This is a genomic window from Methylophaga sp. UBA2689 (assembly GCA_002354555.1).
Classification (GTDB): Bacteria; Pseudomonadota; Gammaproteobacteria; order Nitrosococcales; family Methylophagaceae; genus Methylophaga.
Window position 1 is genome coordinate 144,059 of record DELT01000094.1, and the last position, 18,100, is coordinate 162,158.

At 46.5% G+C, this 18,100-nt stretch carries 15 protein-coding genes; 8 read left to right on the top strand and 7 right to left on the bottom strand.

The window, feature by feature from the left end:
• A partial coding sequence (gene topA / locus B3M51_RS11850; RefSeq protein WP_292759463.1) for a type I DNA topoisomerase occupies positions 1–1,913 on the top strand: 1,913 nt, incomplete at its 5' end.
• A 55-nt stretch (positions 1,914–1,968) separates the two neighbouring features.
• Here topA and B3M51_RS11855 read toward each other — a convergent pair.
• From B3M51_RS11855 to purE, 3 genes are read right to left on the bottom strand one after another with little or no spacing between them, the layout of a single operon-like run.
• Positions 1,969–2,244 (bottom strand): SelT/SelW/SelH family protein, encoded by a 276-nt coding sequence (locus B3M51_RS11855; RefSeq protein ID WP_292759465.1) that lies wholly within the window; start codon positions 2,242–2,244, stop codon positions 1,969–1,971.
• Positions 2,244–3,374, bottom strand: coding sequence for a 5-(carboxyamino)imidazole ribonucleotide synthase (locus B3M51_RS11860; RefSeq protein WP_292759467.1), 1,131 nt, complete (start codon positions 3,372–3,374; stop codon positions 2,244–2,246). Before B3M51_RS11860 ends, B3M51_RS11855 begins: the two co-directional genes overlap by 1 nt.
• A gap of 14 nt (positions 3,375–3,388) precedes the next feature.
• A complete protein-coding gene (gene purE, locus B3M51_RS11865) occupies positions 3,389–3,883 on the bottom strand; it encodes a 5-(carboxyamino)imidazole ribonucleotide mutase (RefSeq protein WP_292759470.1) in 495 nt (164 codons plus the stop codon).
• Positions 3,884–4,116: 233 nt separating this feature from the next.
• Here purE and gltB point away from each other — a divergent pair, with 233 nt between their 5' ends.
• The 3 genes from gltB to hemE all read left to right on the top strand — a co-directional run bounded on the left by gltB (position 4,117) and on the right by hemE (position 11,235).
• The gene (gene gltB / locus B3M51_RS11870; protein WP_292482928.1) at positions 4,117–8,607 is read left to right on the top strand and encodes a glutamate synthase large subunit; all 4,491 of its coding nucleotides are present in this window, start codon (positions 4,117–4,119) and stop codon (positions 8,605–8,607) included.
• 23 nt (positions 8,608–8,630) lie between these two features.
• Complete coding sequence (locus tag B3M51_RS11875) at positions 8,631–10,037, top strand: FAD-dependent oxidoreductase (protein ID WP_292358517.1); 1,407 nt, start codon at positions 8,631–8,633, stop codon at positions 10,035–10,037.
• Positions 10,038–10,170: 133 nt separating this feature from the next.
• Positions 10,171–11,235: a uroporphyrinogen decarboxylase gene (hemE, locus tag B3M51_RS11880; RefSeq protein ID WP_292482926.1), complete on the top strand. Its 1,065-nt coding sequence runs from the start codon at positions 10,171–10,173 to the stop codon at positions 11,233–11,235.
• Between the two features lie 69 nt (positions 11,236–11,304).
• Here hemE and B3M51_RS11885 read toward each other — a convergent pair whose 3' ends face one another.
• The 3 genes from B3M51_RS11885 to B3M51_RS11895 are packed head-to-tail and all read right to left on the bottom strand — an operon-like array spanning position 11,305 to position 13,743.
• Positions 11,305–12,579 (bottom strand): ammonium transporter, encoded by a 1,275-nt coding sequence (locus B3M51_RS11885; RefSeq protein ID WP_292482923.1) that lies wholly within the window; start codon positions 12,577–12,579, stop codon positions 11,305–11,307.
• Between the two features lie 18 nt (positions 12,580–12,597).
• A complete protein-coding gene (locus B3M51_RS11890) occupies positions 12,598–12,936 on the bottom strand; it encodes a P-II family nitrogen regulator (protein ID WP_226075668.1) in 339 nt (112 codons plus the stop codon).
• A gap of 60 nt (positions 12,937–12,996) precedes the next feature.
• Complete coding sequence (locus B3M51_RS11895) at positions 12,997–13,743, bottom strand: TorF family putative porin (RefSeq protein ID WP_292759474.1); 747 nt, start codon at positions 13,741–13,743, stop codon at positions 12,997–12,999.
• 287 nt (positions 13,744–14,030) lie between these two features.
• Here B3M51_RS11895 and lgt point away from each other — a divergent pair, with 287 nt between their 5' ends.
• Positions 14,031–14,804 carry a prolipoprotein diacylglyceryl transferase gene (gene lgt / locus B3M51_RS11900; protein ID WP_292759476.1) on the top strand — a complete coding sequence of 258 codons (774 nt, stop codon included), beginning with the start codon at positions 14,031–14,033 and terminating at the stop codon, positions 14,802–14,804.
• Here the strand turns inward: lgt and B3M51_RS11905 are convergent.
• Positions 14,801–15,160, bottom strand: coding sequence for a diacylglycerol kinase (locus tag B3M51_RS11905; protein WP_069294826.1), 360 nt, complete (start codon positions 15,158–15,160; stop codon positions 14,801–14,803). The genes lgt and B3M51_RS11905 overlap by 4 nt on opposite strands.
• A gap of 156 nt (positions 15,161–15,316) precedes the next feature.
• Between B3M51_RS11905 and mnmG the strand changes: the two genes are divergently transcribed.
• From mnmG to B3M51_RS11920, 3 genes are all read left to right on the top strand, one after another.
• The gene (gene mnmG / locus B3M51_RS11910; protein WP_292759477.1) at positions 15,317–17,200 is read left to right on the top strand and encodes a tRNA uridine-5-carboxymethylaminomethyl(34) synthesis enzyme MnmG; all 1,884 of its coding nucleotides are present in this window, start codon (positions 15,317–15,319) and stop codon (positions 17,198–17,200) included.
• Entirely contained in the window at positions 17,200–17,826 is a 627-nt protein-coding gene (gene rsmG, locus B3M51_RS11915; protein WP_292759478.1) for a 16S rRNA (guanine(527)-N(7))-methyltransferase RsmG, read from the top strand. Before mnmG ends, rsmG begins: the two co-directional genes overlap by 1 nt.
• A gap of 5 nt (positions 17,827–17,831) precedes the next feature.
• On the top strand, positions 17,832–18,100 hold a 269-nt coding region (locus B3M51_RS11920), incomplete at its 3' end, for a ParA family protein (RefSeq protein ID WP_292759480.1).

The following is an 18,100-nucleotide window of genomic DNA, read 5'->3' on the forward strand; positions in this document are numbered from 1 at the left end:
ATGCGGTAGCCAATCCACGCGAACTGTCGATGGATCTGGTTAACGCTCAGCAGGCACGTCGTGCATTGGACTATCTGGTCGGCTTCACCCTTTCTCCCTTGTTATGGAAAAAAGTGCGTCGGGGCTTATCTGCAGGCCGGGTACAAAGTCCTGCGTTACGGATGATAGTCGAGCGTGAGCTGGAAATTGAAGCTTTCAAAGCTCAGGAATACTGGACCATCGAAGCAGATGCCACCGCTGAGAAAACACCATTCCAGGCAAAGTTAACCCACTATAAAAACGAAAAGCTCAGCCAGTTCAGCATCGGTCATACCGAGCAGGCCGAGGATGTCGTTACGACATTAACAAAAGCGGCTGAAGGTAAACTGCTAGTTACCCACGTTGAGAAAAAACAACGTAAACGTAACCCTGCAGCACCATTTACTACTTCTACCTTGCAACAGGAAGCCTCCCGTAAGCTGGGGTTTGGCGCTCAGCGCACGATGAGTGTGGCACAACAGCTATACGAAGGTGTTGATACAGGTGAAGGCGCAGAAGGTTTAATCACCTACATGCGTACTGATTCGGTGTCGCTGGCGGCAGAGGCGATTGAAGAAATCCGTATATTTATCGGCCAGCGATATGGTGCGAAATCGGTGCCAGGGAAACCGCAGGAATACAAAACCAAATCCAAAAATGCCCAGGAAGCGCATGAGGCAATAAGACCGACCTCCGTCCTGCGCACGCCGGATGAGATGAAGTCGTATTTATCCGTCGATCAGCACAAACTTTATAACCTGATATGGCAGCGTACATTAGCCAGTCAGATGATCCACGCTACATTGAATACGGTTGCTGTGGATTTGGGTTGTGGTAAGGGCAATACTTTCCGCGCCAATGGTTCTACCGTGGTAAACCCGGGTTTCATGAGTGTTTATCTGGAAGGTAAGGATGATACCAAGGGTGACAAAGATGAAAATATCCTGCCGCCCATGGAAGTCGGTGAGGTCGTTGATCTAGTTGCCATTCGCCCTGAACAGCACTTTACCGAGCCACCACCAAGATACAGTGAGGCCAGTCTGGTCAGAAGTCTGGAAGAACATGATATTGGTCGACCATCGACCTATGCCAGCATCATCTCTACATTATTACAGCGTGAATATGTTGAGCTGATTACCAAACGTTTTCACCCCACTGATGTGGGACGTGTGGTCGGCAAGTTTCTGGTTCAGCATTTCACTCGCTATGTGGACTACGACTTTACTGCCAAGCTGGAAGATGATCTGGATGCGGTATCGCGTGGTGAAGCCGAGTGGATTCCTTTATTACGCAATTTCTGGGGACCGTTTAAAGAACAGGTCGAAACCAAAGATAAAGAAGTCCAGCGCAGCGATGTGACACAGGAGTTGCTGGATGAAGATTGTCCTAAATGTGGTAAAAAACTATCCAGCAGGTTAGGTCGCAGTGGTCGATTTATCGGTTGTACCGGTTATCCGGAATGCGATTACACCCGCAATATTGATGGTGAGGAGACCACCGCGAGTGAACCGGAAATAGTTGAAGGGCGTAAATGTCCGAAATGTGAATCGGATTTGTGGGTACGCACGGGTAAATACGGTAAATTTATCGGCTGTAGCAGTTACCCGAAATGCAAACACATTGAATCACTGGAGCAACCTGAAAATACCGGCGTTGAATGCCCCAAATGTAATAAGGGTGAAATCCTGACGCGGAAGTCACGCCGCGGCAAAGTGTTTTATTCATGCTCGGAATATCCGACCTGTGATTATGCGTTATGGAATGAGCCTATCAAAGAAGCCTGTCCAAATTGTCAGTGGCCGATATTGACCATTAAGACAACCAAGAGCAAAGGCACAGAAAAAGTCTGCCCGCAGAAGGATTGTGGCTTTAGTGAGAAAGTTGAAAGTGCTTAAAAATAAAAAAGGGACGTGAAAACGTCCCTTTTTTAATTCACCGAAGTAAAAAATTTTACTTTTTCCGATCGGAATGACCTAAATCCTGTTCTGGAGCAATTACGTCGCGGACCCGCTGCTTTAACTCAGTAATTTCTGGGAAACGCCCTTCCTGTTTTCTGGACCAGACCAACTGATTGTCTGCTGTAACTTCAAAAATACCACCTGTACTCGGTTTGAGCGTTAATTCTGCAATCTCTCCATCAAAGGTGCTCAGCAACTCCTGCGCCATCCAGGCCGCACGGAGCATCCATCGACACTGGGTACAGTAAATAATGGTAACGCTATGCATTAATCTGCCTTGATATCCTCAAACACCGTATTGGCGGATTGCATTGCCAAATCCGTAGTGTCGGCCAGAACATTAAAGTGGCCCATCTTGCGCCCTGCGCGGGCTTCTCTCTTGCCATACAAATGCAGTTTAATATCTGGTTGATTGAGTAGCTTATCCCAGTCAGGTTGGCTGTTTCCCCATACATCACCCAGAAGATTAATCATCACCACAGGGGATATTAATTTGGGACTTCCAGCGGGTAAACCGCATAACATACGTACCTGTTGTTCAAATTGTGAGGTTCTGCAGGCATTCAGTGTGTAATGCCCCGAATTATGCGGACGTGGGGCAATCTCATTGGCAATGATTTCGCCTTGCTTGGAAACAAAAAACTCAACCGCCATAGTACCAACGTAATCAAGTCCATCAGCAATTTTACCGGCCATTTCAATAGCCGCTTTTTGCTGTGTTTCAGCGGCAGCGCTAGGAACAGAGGTTGAATGTAAAATTCCATTAATATGTACATTTTCAGCGACCGGGAAAGCGGTGATCTGGCCATCTTCACCGCGTGCCAGAACAACCGAAATCTCACGCTCCAGATCAATTCGCTGTTCCAGCACACATTCTTTTTGGCCTAAAGCATCAAATGCTTCATAAGCAGTCTGTAAATCTTCACAAACAATCTGACCTTTTCCGTCATAGCCGAAGGTGGCAACTTTAAGAATGGCCGGAAATTTAATTTGAGTGCTGATATCAGCAAAATCATCCCGACTGGTTATGCGGACAAATGGCACGGTGGCAATGCCTTGCGCATGAATAAAGTTTTTCTCTGTATTACGGTTTTGCGTACTGGCCAGGGCAGATGAGGAGGGATGCACAACAGTACGTTTTTCGAGAAAGGCCAGGGTGCTGGCGGGAATATTCTCAAACTCGGTAGTGATTGCTGCACAATGTTGAGCCAGCTCGGTCAAGGCTGTTTCATCAGTGTAAGCGGCACAAATATGCTGATCAGCGATAATTCCAGCAGGACTGTTTTTATCAGGATCCAGCACAATAACCTTGTAGCCCATCGTCTGGGCCGCGGTGGTAAACATGCGGCCCAATTGACCGCCGCCAAGCATTCCTAATGTGGCACCTGGTAAAATCATCTACATCCTCAGTTCTAAGCTAATGGGGGAAGTGTCATATCCAGCACGGCCTGATGCTGGTTTTTGCGGAACTGTTCCAGTTTTGCAGCCAGTTGTGTGTCATGAATTGCCAGCTGGGCAATGGCAAACAAAGCAGCATTTGCCGCGCCGGCTTCACCAATGGCAAATGTAGCAACCGGAATACCTTTAGGCATTTGCACAATGGACAAAAGAGAATCCTGACCTTTGAGGTAACGCGAAGGAACCGGAACACCGAGTACCGGGACTAATGTGTTCGCAGCGAGCATGCCTGGCAAATGGGCAGCACCTCCAGCTCCAGCGATGATACAGCTTAAACCTTTGCTTTTAGCCGTTTTGGCATATTCGGTCAGCAGATCGGGGGTTCGGTGAGCAGATACAACCTGAGTTTCGTAGGCAACGCCAAAAGCTTCAAGTTGTTCAACGGCTTTTTGCATGACAGGCCAGTCACTATTGCTGCCCATCACTACGCCTACCAGTGGTTTGTCCATTGTTAGTCCGATTGTTTGTCAGAAAAGCAGTGCATTTTAGCTATTTTATTGAAAATAGGAAAATTTACTGCTGTTAGTTGTTGTCAAAAAATTGCAGCTAGAATTGAATGGTACTGGATCAATCGTTATACTAGGTGATCCTTTCTGCCGTGTTTTTGTGCGACGCTCCTCAGTTTAGACATAGCTGTGCCGGTTTAACCACCGGAGTGGAGCTGCGACGGCGCTAACAAACGATGAAGGTATGTGACGTGAGTCAGCCAACAGAACTAACACAAGGTCTTTACAGACCTGAATTTGAGCGCGATAACTGCGGATTCGGACTGATTGCTCAGATGGATGGTAAACCCAGTCACTGGCTTGTTAAGACGGCCATTGAAGCACTGGGAAACCTGACCCATCGCGGTGCAATTGGTGCGGATGGCAAAACCGGCGACGGTTGTGGTTTATTGCTAAAAAAACCTGACAGCTTTTTTAAAGCTATTGCCGAAGAGCTTGGCTTTTCGCTGGCACAACGCTATGCAGTGGGTATGGTATTTCTGTCACAGGACGACAATAAAGCACAGTTAGCGCAGGATGCCGTTACCGCAAAACTCATAGAACAAGGCCTGCAAGTCGCGGGCTGGCGTGAAGTGCCCGTTGAGCCTGAAGTGGCATGTGGTCAGGAAGCCTTACGGCTGCTACCGAAGATGCGCCATGTATTCGTTAATGCAGCTGAGTCAATGGATGATGCGGCATTTGAACGCAATCTCTATATCGCGCGCCGCAAAGCCGAAAAAGCCATTACTGACGATAAAGACTTCTACATTCCAAGTCTGTCTTCACAAGTGGTGTCTTATAAAGGCCTGGTAATGCCTTCATATTTGCCAGTGTTTTATAAAGATCTCAGTGATGAGCGCATGGAAACTGCAATTTGTGTATTCCATCAGCGTTTCTCCACCAATACCTGGCCACAATGGCGTCTGGCTCAACCATTCCGTTATCTGGCTCACAATGGTGAGATCAATACCGTTCAAGGTAACCGTAACTGGGCTCTGGCGCGTGGTGCTAAATTTGCCACCTCGTTAATCGAGAATATGGAAGATATCCGTCCATTAGTTGGTACCACAGGTTCTGACTCGTCCAGCATGGATAATATGCTGGAAGCATTGTTAGCCGGTGGCGTAAGCATGTTCCGTGCAATGCGTTTACTGATTCCGCCTGCTTGGCAGAACGATCCCACCATGGATGCTGATCTGAAGGCATTCTACGATTTTAATTCCATGCATATGGAACCATGGGATGGTCCAGCTGGTGTGGTAATCACTGATGGCCGTTATGCGGCATGTACCCTCGACCGTAATGGTTTGCGTCCTGCACGTTATGTGATTACCAAAGACCGTCATATTACATTGGCTTCTGAAGTAGGCGTCTATAACTATCAGCCGGAAGATGTGGTTGAAAAAGGTCGTCTGAAACCTGGTCAGATGCTGGCGGTAGATACCCAGACCGGTGAATTGTTGATGCCGGAAGATATCAACAACATGCTCAAAAAAGCACAGCCTTACCGCGAGTGGCTGGATAATAATCTGCAGCGTCTGCATGACAATGAGAAAGATGACCAGCATACATTGCCTGAAATTCAGGGCGATGAACTGGATATCTATGAAAAAATGTTCGGTGTCAGTTTTGAAGAACGTGATCAGGTTATTCGTGTATTAGGTGAGCTTGGACAGGAAGCAACCGGATCAATGGGTGATGATAGTCCGTTTGCGGTGATGTCAGAGAAAGTCCGTTCACTGTATGACTATTTCCGTCAACAGTTTGCGCAGGTCACCAATCCACCTATCGATCCATTACGTGAAAACATCGTCATGTCTCTGGAGACGTGTATTGGTGAGGAACGTAACCTGTTTGAGGAAGGTGAAGACCATGCACAGCGTGTGGTACTCGATTCGCCTGTATTAACCGAAAAACTGTTTAAGCAGATCCTCAAGCTTGGCGATAACAATAGTGAATACAAATCCTATCGTATCTCTCTGAATTATCAGCCTGAAATAGGTTTGGAAAAAGCGATTGATAATATTTGTGCTGAAGCAGAAGACGCCGTACGTAATGGCAGTGTCGTTTTGGTGCTTAGTGATCGTGATATTTCCAAAGAAACTCTGCCGGTGCATGCTTTACTAGCCACTGGTGCGGTGCATCAGCACCTGATCAAAGCTGGTTTACGTTGTGATGCGAATATTATTGTTGAAACCGCAACAGCTCGTGATCCACATCACTTCGGTGTATTGCTGGGCTATGGCGCGACGGCAATTTATCCTTATCTTGCTTATGCCTGCCTGCAGGATTTGCGTGCCACCAAAGAAATCAGAGATGTCGAACATGCCGAGTTATGCCGTCATTATCGTAAAGGCATCAATAAAGGTTTATTCAAAATTACCTCGAAAATGGGCATCTCAACAATTGCCAGCTATCGTGGCGCACAATTGTTTGAAATCGTTGGCCTGAATGATGCTGTTGTCGACAAGTGTTTTACGGCGACTACCAGTCGGGTAAATGGTGCTGATTTTGATGCGTTACATAACGATCAGCTGCAGCTGAATAAACTGGCCTGGAACCAACGTAAAAAACGTGATCAAGGTGGTTTGCTGAAATTTATCCATGGCGGTGAATATCATGCTTATAACCCGGATGTGATTGGCACCTTACAGAAAGCGGTTCAGGGTGGTAGTTATGATGACTATAAAGCCTATGCCGCTTTGGTCAACGAACGCCCTGCGATGGTTTTACGTGACTTGCTGGATGTGAAACTGGCGGAAACGCCGTTGGATATTGAAGAAGTAGAAGACACTGGCGCTATTCTGCAACGCTTTGACAGCGCTGGCATGTCTTTAGGAGCGTTATCGCCCGAAGCGCATGAAGCGCTGGCGATTGCGATGAACCGCTTAGGTGGTCGTTCAAACTCTGGTGAAGGTGGTGAAGATCCGGATCGTTTTGGTAACGAGCGTGTCTCCAAAATCAAACAGATTGCCTCAGGACGCTTTGGTGTAACACCACATTATCTTGTGAATGCTGAAGTATTGCAGATCAAAATTGCCCAAGGTGCGAAACCGGGTGAAGGTGGTCAGTTACCTGGTGGCAAAGTTAATCAGATGATAGCTACGCTTCGCCATTCCGTGCCTGGCGTAACCTTGATTTCACCGCCACCACATCATGATATCTATTCGATTGAAGATTTAGCGCAGCTGATCTTTGATCTGAAACAGGTGAATCCTGATGCATTGGTATCGGTAAAACTGGTCTCGCAAGCAGGTGTCGGAACCGTTGCTGCAGGTGTTGCAAAAGCCTATGCCGACTTGATAACCATCTCTGGTTATGACGGTGGTACTGGTGCAAGCCCACTGACTTCAGTCAAATATGCCGGTGGTCCATGGGAGCTTGGTTTGAGTGAAGCCCATCAGACTCTGCGTGCCAATGATTTACGTGACAAAGTACGTCTGCAAACAGACGGTGGCTTGAAAACCGGTCTGGATGTTATCAAGGCAGCTATTTTAGGTGCTGAAAGCTTTGGTTTTGGTACCGGGCCCATGGTTGCGTTGGGTTGTAAATATCTGCGGATTTGTCATTTGAATAACTGTGCAACCGGTGTTGCAACACAAAATGAAAAACTGCGGACGCAGCACTTTATTGGCTTGCCGCAGATGGTGATGAACTACTTCCAGTTTGTTGCACGTGAAACGCGGGAATGGTTGGCAAAACTGGGTGTGCGTAGTTTGCAGGATTTGATCGGCCGTACTGATTTGCTCGAAATCCTTCCAGGGACGACGGATAAACAGCGTGGGCTGAACCTGCAACCATTGTTGTCGAATGCCGGTGTTCCTGCTGACAAACCGCAATTCTGCCTCGAGCCGAAAAATGAACCCTATGATAAGGGTGAGCTGGCTGAGCAAATGGTAGTGGATATTAAAGAAACCATCGTCAATAAAACCGGCGGTGAATTCAGTTACCAAATTCGTAACATCAACCGTTCAATCGGTGCCCGTTTGTCTGGTGAGATCGCCAAGGTTCATGGTAATTACGGCATGATTGATAAACCTATTCGTCTGAACCTCAAAGGTTCTGGCGGACAAAGTTTTGGTGTATTCAATGCCGGTGGTCTGGAGATGCGTCTTGAAGGCGATGCCAATGACTATGTTGGTAAAGGCATGGCAGCAGGTAAGCTGACCATCTACCCATCACCGGAAAGTGATTTTGAAACGCAAAATGCCAGCATTATCGGTAACACCTGTTTATATGGTGCTACAGGTGGTGAACTGTATGCTGCAGGTAAAGCAGGTGAACGCTTTGCGGTTCGTAATTCCGGAGCAGTTGCGGTTGTTGAAGGCGTTGGTGATCACGGTTGTGAGTATATGACCGGCGGTGTTGTTACTGTGCTGGGTGAAACGGGGCTCAACTTCGGTGCTGGCATGACCGGTGGTCTTGCTTATGTGCTGGATCTGGATAACACCTTTGCGGAACGTTATAACGAAGAGCTGGTTGAATTGGTGCGGATTGACAGCGACGAAATGTCCGAAGCTGCTCTGCATCTAAAAGGCCTTATTGAAGACCACGTGCGTGAAACAGGTAGTGTCTGGGCGCACCAGATTCTGGATCGCTTTGAACAGGCGATTAAAGAATTCTGGCTGGTCAAACCCAAAGCAGCGTCATTGGATGGTTTATTAAAAATCGCCACCAAAGCGGCCTGATACAACTGGTAAAACTAATAACGATGAAAAAAAATACGTTTCAATTTTTAGATGTAGGTCGTGTCGACCCAAAAAAGCTGGATGCAAATGTTCGTAAACAGCAATTTGGTGAAATCTATGGGGAATTTGATGCATCTCAGGCAGCTGAGCAGTCAGACCGCTGCCTGGAATGTGGTAACCCTTATTGTGAGTGGAAGTGTCCAGTACATAACTATATTCCGAATTGGCTGAAACTGATTAGTGAAGGCAATCTGGAACAAGCTGCTGAACTGGCACACCAAACCAATACATTGCCTGAAATCTGTGGCCGGGTATGTCCTCAGGATCGTCTATGTGAGGGTGCCTGTACCCTAAATGATGGTTTTGGTGCAGTCACCATTGGCTCAGTAGAAAAATACATTACGGATACTGCCCTGACCCAGGGCTGGCGTCCGGATTTATCCAACGTTGTCGATACCGGTAAACGGGTTGCTGTGATTGGTGCTGGTCCGGCAGGCTTAGGTGCTGCTGACGTATTGGTTCGCAATGGCGTTAAGCCTGTTGTGTTTGATCGCTATCCTGAAATTGGTGGTCTGCTGACATTCGGTATTCCAGAATTCAAACTGGAGAAAGAGGTTGTTAAACGCCGTCGTGAAGTCATGGAAGGTATGGGAATTGAATTCCGCCTAAATACTGACGTGGGCAAAGACGTTGAATTTGATGCTTTGCTTGAAGAGTACGATGCTGTTTTCCTGGGAATGGGTACATACACCTATATGAAAGGCGGCTTCCCTGGTGAAGAATTGCCTGGCGTATATGAAGCATTGCCTTATCTGGTGGCCAACAACAAAAAACTGCTGGATCTTCCCTCAGAAAATTATGTTTCACTGGAAGGTAAGCGTGTAGTCGTTCTCGGTGGTGGTGATACCGCTATGGATTGCAACCGTACGGCGATTCGCCAGGGTGCAACCAATGTTATCTGTGCCTATCGTCGTGATGAAGAAAACATGCCTGGTTCACGCCGCGAAGTGAATAATGCGCGTGAAGAAGGCGTTGAATTTATGTGGAATCGTCAGCCGATTGAAATCGTTGGAGATGGCAATAAAGTCACCGGTGTCAAAGTTGTGACCACTGCAATGGGCGAACCCGATGAGCGTGGACGTCGTCGTCCCGAGCCGGTCGCTGGCAGTGAAGAAATCATTTCAGCAGATGCGGTTGTTATTGCGTTTGGTTTCCGTCCAAGCCCAGCGCCATGGTTTGAAAAGTTTAATGTCAGCATTGATGATGGTGGCCGTGTGGTTGCCCCAGCTGAAGGTAATTGTGCCTATCAAACCACTAATCCGAAAATCTTTGCCGGCGGTGATATGGTCCGTGGATCTGATTTAGTGGTGACCGCTGTTTGGGAAGGTCGACAGGCAGCTGAAGGCATTCTTGATTATCTGGAAGTTTAAACTTCAGTACATATCTGAAAAATAGTGGCAATTTTATCGCACTGGGTTGGTCCTACTCGCTTGAGTAGACCTCTCAGTGCGATTTTGTTTCTGAGCCAGGAAATTTTGCCATCAACAATAAAAAGGTGCTCCGGTGTCCGAATTAAAAAATGATCGTTATCTGCGTGCTTTATTAAAGCAGCCTGTCGACAAAACTCCAATATGGATTATGCGTCAGGCCGGACGATATTTACCAGAATATCGTCAGGTGCGTGAAAAAGCCGGTGATTTTATGACTTTGTGCACCACGCCGGAGCTGGCCTGTGAAGTCACTTTGCAGCCACTGCGACGTTATGATCTTGATGCCTCGATTATCTTTTCTGATATTTTGACCATTCCTGATGCAATGGGACTTGGGTTACATTTTGTTACCGGAGAAGGACCAAAATTTCACAAAACAGTCCGTAGTGCAGCCGATGTAGCCAATCTCAGCGTACCGGATATGGAAGATAGTCTGGGGTATGTGATGGATGCTATCCGCCTGACACGTAGAGAAATTGATGGCAAAGTGCCTTTAATTGGCTTTAGTGGCAGTCCCTGGACTTTGGCGTGTTATATGGTTGAAGGCAGTTCCAGCAAGGATTTCGCCAAAATCAAAGCCATGATGTTTGATACACCTGATGTCATGCATGATTTGTTATCCGTACTTGCCAAGTCAGTCACTGCTTACCTGAATGCACAAATTGCTGCTGGTGCCCAGGCCTTAATGTTATTTGATACCTGGGGCGGAGCATTAAGTGGGCCAAATTACAGAGAATTCTCCCTTGCCTATATGCAGCAAATTATCAGCGGTTTAACCAAAGAAAATGATGGCAGACGTGTGCCGGTAACCATGTTTACCAAAGGGGGGGGCCAGTGGTTAAGCCATATGGCTGAAGTCGGAGCTGATGCGTTAGGACTGGACTGGACCACTGATCTTTCACTGGCACGTTATCAGGTAGGCGATAAAGTCGCTTTACAGGGCAATATGGATCCTTGTGTTTTATATGCTCAGCCCGAACGGATAAAAACAGAAGTAAAAGAAATCCTCAAAGCCTATGGTCACGGTAGTGGACATGTGTTTAATCTGGGGCATGGCATCCATCCGACTATCAATCCTGAACATGTCGCAGCATTGGTTGATGCTGTGCATGCTGAGAGTGTTCAGTATCATCAATAAAATCTTGTAAATTTCAGGCATAAAAAAGGGCAGGTAAAACCTGCCCTTTCCGTTTCAGTAAAGAATAACTTAGTTAGAGCTAGTGAACTCTGGGTATGCTTCCATACCACATTCCACTAAATCCACACCTTCGTATTCTTCTTCTTCGGTCACACGCAGACCCATAATCATTTTCAGTACTGCCCAGACAATGAAGCTGGAAACAAATACCCAAACGAAGATGGTAGCTGCACCGATGATTTGTGCTGAGAAACTGGCATCAGAGTTTGTCAAAGGCACTGCAAGCAGACCCCAAAGACCAACCACACCATGCACTGAGATAGCACCGACAGGATCGTCGATTTTAACTTTGTCCATAAAGACGATTGAGAACACCACAATTACACCACCGACAGCACCGATAATGGTAGCCATTAATGGAGTTGGCGTGTCTGGACCAGCAGTAATTGCTACCAGACCAGCTAAAGCACCGTTCAAAATCATGGTTAAGTCAGCTTTACCAAACAGTAATTTGGCGACAACCAAAGCAGCGATAACACCACCAGCAGCCGCTGCATTTGTGTTCAGGAACACCATCGCAACAGCGTTAGCGCTAGCCATATCGCCTAATTTCAATACAGAACCGCCGTTAAAGCCGAACCAACCCATCCACAGGATGAATGTACCTAAAGTTGCTAATGGCAGGTTTGCACCTGGTATCGGACGAACTTCACCGTTAGGGCCATATTTGCCTTTACGAGCACCCAGTAAGATAACACCGGCTAATGCTGCAGCAGCACCTGCCATGTGAACAATACCGGAACCAGCAAAGTCAAGGAAGCCAAGGTCACCCAGGTTGTACATACCAAATACATCGGCACCACCCCAAGTCCAAGAACCTTCTAAAGGATAGATAAATGCAGTCATCACAACAGCAAATGCAGCGAATGCCCACAATTTCATACGTTCAGCAACAGCACCTGAAACGATAGACATTGCCGTGGCAACAAACACTACCTGGAAGAAGAAGTCAGATGCAGCAGAATAAACTGAACCACCTTCAAAGCCCTCTTCAGCTGATGATGCTAATGCATCAGCAACCAATGTTTCACCGCCGTCAATTCCAGCAAGGAATAAACCGCCGCCGTACATGATGTCATAACCCACTACCAGATAAGAAGTACAGGCAATAGCAAACAACATTACGTTTTTGGTCAGAATTTCAGTAGTATTTTTAGCACGAACCAGACCTGCTTCAAGCATCGAGAAGCCAGCCGCCATCCACATAACCAGAGCACCACATACTAAAAAGTAAAAGGTGTCCATGGCGTACTGGAGTTGGAAGATTTGATTTCCTAATTCCATGTTAATGTCTCCTCAAGCTTACAGAGCATCAGGGCCGGTTTCGCCTGTGCGAATCCGAACCACTTGCTCAAGTGGGTAAACGAAGATTTTGCCATCACCGATTTTTCCGGTGTTAGCACCCTTGATGATAGCTTCGATAACTTGTTCTACAATGCCGTCATCAATTGCGATTTCCAGTTTCAGTTTAGGCAGGAAATCTACAACGTACTCCGCCCCACGGTATAACTCCGTGTGACCCTTTTGACGTCCAAAACCTTTCACTTCAGAAACCGTTAAACCTTGTACGCCGATTTCAGAGAGCGATTCGCGGACATCATCAAGCTTGAAAGGCTTGATAATAGCTACAACTTGTTTCATAAGCGTATTCCTTCTTTAGAAAAGATGGCCCTGATTATCAGGGCCATCTGCTTGAGCTGTTTAGAATGATGAGCTAACACTCACTACGAAACGATCGTCTGCTTCGTCATTACCAAAAGCAAAGTCATCGCCATCGCTATCAGTTCCTACGTAAGCAACTGACCAATCCAGACCAGCAAAACCTTTGGTCAAACCAATTGAGTAGTCACTGTAGCTGTCGCTGCCAGTATAGGTAGCATCACCATCAAAACGATCTGAATCAGTGTAGCCATAATGTGCTGATAAGGCTAAACCATAAGGAAGGTCATAATCGAAACCTAGTTTGTAGTAGATTTCATCTTCACCGCCGTTACCAAAGTTATCAGTGTAGAAAATCATGGCACTGAAGTAGCTGTAAGAAAGACCACCATAGAACTCGTTGTAATCGATTTCGCCGTCATCAGCTGAACCTTCAGCACCTGGGTACATATAACGAAGCATACCTAAATCATAACCGATACCACTTTCACCAAACTCATTGGCAAAACCTGCATAGACATCGATTTCGATATTGGTTTCGCTATCGATTGAAAGGTTTGAAGCCCAAGTGCCAACATAAAGACCAGAAGAGTGGGCATAATCAAAACCACCTTGAATAGCGGGTTTGTTATCAGTAAGCGAAATACCACGGAACATATAGTCGCTGAACAAGCCAACATTTGCACTGGTGGAATGTGCACCATCTTCGCTTTCCCATGCCATTGCTGATGAAGCGGCGAAAACTGATGTAGCAGCAAGACACATTGCTGAGAGCGTTTTGAATTTCATTTATATCTCCTCGTTTAAATTATTTTAGTCTTGGTGAATCCGGTGCGTTGATTTTTTACAACACCGTGTATTCAGACTGCCACAACTAACGCAGTTTACATGCCACATTTGAAAATATATTCTATATCAGTGGTTTACGGAAATTTGATCTTATTTTTTTGCGAATAAAAGGTTTAATTTGGTGCGTCTTAGAAATTGTCGTGCCCAAAAATGGTGCAAAAAACTGTTAATGAAGATTAATGGATGACTTGCTATGATGCCTGCACCAATAAAGATGAGAACCAAACATGAATTATCCACAGATTGATCCTGTTGCCCTTGAGCTTGGCCCTTTAGCCATTCATTGGTATGGATTAATGTATCTGTTCGGTTTTGTGGCCGCCTGGATGCTGGCAAGATGGAGAGCGAATGAGCACGGTTGGGAAAAATCTCAGGTAGAAGATCTGCTTTTCTATGGTGCGATTGGTGTGATCATCGGTGGCAGAATTGGTTATGCACTTTTTTATGATTTGCCAAATGTGATAAACAACCCATTGAACCTTTTTAAAGTCTGGCAGGGAGGCATGTCATTCCATGGCGGTTTGCTTGGTGTGTTGTTGGCAATCTGGCTATTTGGTCGCAAGACAAACCGCTCCTTTTTTGAAATCAGTGACTTTGTTGCTCCATTAGTACCATTAGGTTTGTTTTTTGGACGAATTGGTAATTTTATCAATGGCGAGTTATGGGGAAGAGTGTCTGATGTACCTTGGGCTATGGTATTTCCAACAGGTGGTCCATTTGCGCGTCATCCATCCCAGCTTTACCAGGCAATGCTGGAAGGCTTGTTACTATTCATTATTCTTTGGTGGTTCTCGGCAAAAAACCGCCCACGGGCGGCGGTTTCAGGACTGTTTTTGTTAGGTTATGGTTGTTTCCGCTTTATCGCTGAATTCTTCAGGGTTCCCGATCCACAATATGGTTATCTGGCATTTGACTGGTTCACCATGGGCCAGTTGCTCTGCGTGCCGATGATTATTGCTGGTTTGCTTATGATGATTTGGGCTTATCAAAGAAAAACTTAATCCAGCAAAATCATCAACCAGGTTGCGGCACTGAGTAATAAGGTTAATAACACCGCTAGCGAACCATAGTCCTTGGCTCGGCCAGAGAGCTTGTGAACGTCAGTGCTGACGCGATCAACCACACACTCAATAGCCGAATTAAGTGCCTCCACAATTAAAACGGCGACCAGCGATGCGATCATCAATAGTCTTTCTGCTGGAGTGACATCAAGAAAAAAGCTAACTACACCCAGTAATAACAGCAGAATAAATTCCTGGCGAAATGCTGATTCATAGCGAATTCCTGCATACAGCCCCTGTAGTGAATAAACCAGAGCAAACATTAAGCGTTTGATGCCGGTGTTTTTTTCAATCATCGTTACACTGCCCAGTGAGTTTGTTAAAAATGGATAACCAGATTGCACTGCTTTCTAGCGAAGCCTGCCCATAAATGATTGAAATATTAGGCAAAGATTGTGACTGGCATGTTAAAATCCCCAGTCTTTTTACAAGTTTTTTTTCGTGGGTGAGTTATGCAGTATCAGGATCAATATGATGTGATAGTGGTTGGTGGCGGGCATGCTGGCACTGAAGCTGCGTTAGCGGCGGCTCGTCAGGGCGTCAAAACGCTGTTACTCACGCAAAATATCGAAACCCTGGGTCAAATGAGCTGCAACCCGGCGATAGGCGGTATCGGTAAAGGACATCTGGTTAAAGAAATTGATGCCCTCGGTGGCATCATGGCAAAAGCAGCCGATCGTGCCGGTATCCAGTTCAGGATTCTTAATGCCAGCAAAGGTCCGGCGGTGAGAGCCACGCGTGCTCAGGCTGATCGCATTCGTTATAAAGCTGCAATTCTCCAAGTTCTGGAATCCCAGCCCAATCTCTATTTGTTTCAGCAGGCCGTTGATGATCTGATCGTTGAAAATGATCATGTTGCCGGTGTTGTTACCCAATCCGGTTTACGTTTTGGTGCTAAGACAGTTGTGCTGACCGTCGGCACCTTTCTTGGTGGCGTTATCCATATTGGTCTGCAACGCCATCAGGGTGGTCGCGCTGGTGATCCTGCCTCTGTTGCATTGGCAGAACGTTTACGGGCTTTACCGTTCCGGGTTGATCGATTAAAAACCGGCACACCACCGCGTATTGCGACCAGCAGTATTGATTTTTCCCAGTTAGCCGAACAACCTGGTGATAACCCAACACCGGTCTTTTCTTTTCTGGGTAAGCGGGAACATCATCCAACACAGATATCCTGCTATATCACCCATACCAATGAAAATACCCATCAGGTGATCCGTAACAATCTGGATCGCTCACCGATGTACAGTGGTGAAATTGAAGGCATTGGTCCACGTTACTGTCCTTCAATTGAAGACAAAGTGGTGCGTTTTGCTGATCGGAATTCACACCAGATATTCCTTGAACCGGAAGGTCTGAACTGCAACGAAGTCTACCCTAACGGTATTTCCACCAGCCTGCCATTTGATGTGCAATATGAAATTGTGCGTTCAATGAAAGGGTTGGAAAATGCCCATATCACCCGTCCGGGCTATGCCATTGAATATGACTTTTTTGATCCACGTGATTTAACGCCGTGGCTGGAAACCAAACATATGCCAGGTCTGTTCTTTGCCGGACAGATTAATGGGACAACGGGTTATGAAGAAGCCGCCGCACAGGGATTAATTGCCGGTCTTAATGCTGGCTTGCAGGCTCGTGAGCTCGAGCCCTGGTATCCACGTCGTGATGAAGCCTATATCGGCGTATTAATAGATGACTTGATCACCTCCGGCACCAAAGAACCGTATCGCATGTTCACCAGCCGTGCTGAATATCGTCTGATGTTACGTGAGGATAATGCTGATTCTCGATTGACACCCATTGGCCGTCAGTTAGGCATTGTTGATGATGAGCGCTGGAGTGTATTCAGTGAAAAACTGGAAGCCATTGATAAAGAAAATACCCGCTTGAATACTATGCGCGTATCACCCGAAAAAATAGACCAACAACGGGCGACCTCTGTACTGGGTGAGCCTCTGGCTAAAAGCAGTACGGCAATCGAGTTATTACGTCGTCCAAGTGTGGATTACCAAGGCTTGATGACATTACTGGACGAAGAGCAAACCGTTGCTGATGATGTGGCTGAGCAGGTAATGATTCAGGTGAAATACGCTGGCTATATCAATCGTCAGCAAAATGAAGTCAACCGTTTGCAGCGCAATGAAAATACAACCCTGCCTGATAATTTGGACTACCACAATGTGCGTGGTCTATCTAATGAAGTACGTGAAAAATTACAAAATGCCAAACCACAGAGTTTAGGACAGGCTGCGCGGATTTCCGGCGTTACACCGGCTGCAGTTTCATTATTGCTGGTTCATCTGAAACGTTCAGGCTGGAGCGAAGCCAGCTGATGGCGGTTGATTTACAGGCACAGCTCGACAAGGGCTGTGCTGAACTGCAATTACAACTTTCCGACCAGCAAAAAAACCAACTACTGGATTATCTTGCGTTACTGCAAAAGTGGAATAAGGTTTATAACCTGACCTCAGTGCGTGATCCACAAGGCATGTTGACTCGGCATATCCTTGATAGTCTGTCGCTTATTCCGTATTTGCATTGCAACAGTTTGCTGGACGTTGGAAGTGGTGCTGGTCTTCCAGGTATTCCCGTAGCGATGTGTTTTCCGCAAATGGCGGTAACACTGCTCGATAGCAATATCAAAAAAACACGTTTTTTGCAGCAAGTGAAAGCCGAGCTGAAATTGAATAATGTGACGGTAATACATGGCCGAGTTGAACAACTCACCCTGCCAAAATTTGAGGTAATAACTGCCCGGGCTTTCGCTACAATTGCCGAGATTATTGATTTAGCCGCGAGACACTGCGATGATGCGGGCAGCCTGGTTTTAATGAAAGGCGTATACCCGGAACAGGAACTCGCCAGTGTTGGCGGCGGTTTCACATTGAAAGATGTGATTGCTCTGAATGTCCCGGGAGATCAGGCTGAAAGGCATCTGGTAAGACTGATTAAGGATTAATGTCAGTGGGAAATATATTTGCGGTTACTAACCAGAAAGGCGGTGTCGGTAAAACGACTACCACGGTAAATCTGGCAGCATCACTTGCCGATTCAGGCAAGAAAGTGTTGATGATTGATTTGGATCCGCAGGGTAATGCCACCACTGGATGCGGTATTGATAAAGACGCCATCGAAACCAGCAGTTATGACGTTATTATGGCGGAAGCCAAAGCCAGTGATGCCATCATTCGTCCGGAAGGATTGGGCTTTGATGTAATGCCAACCAATACCGA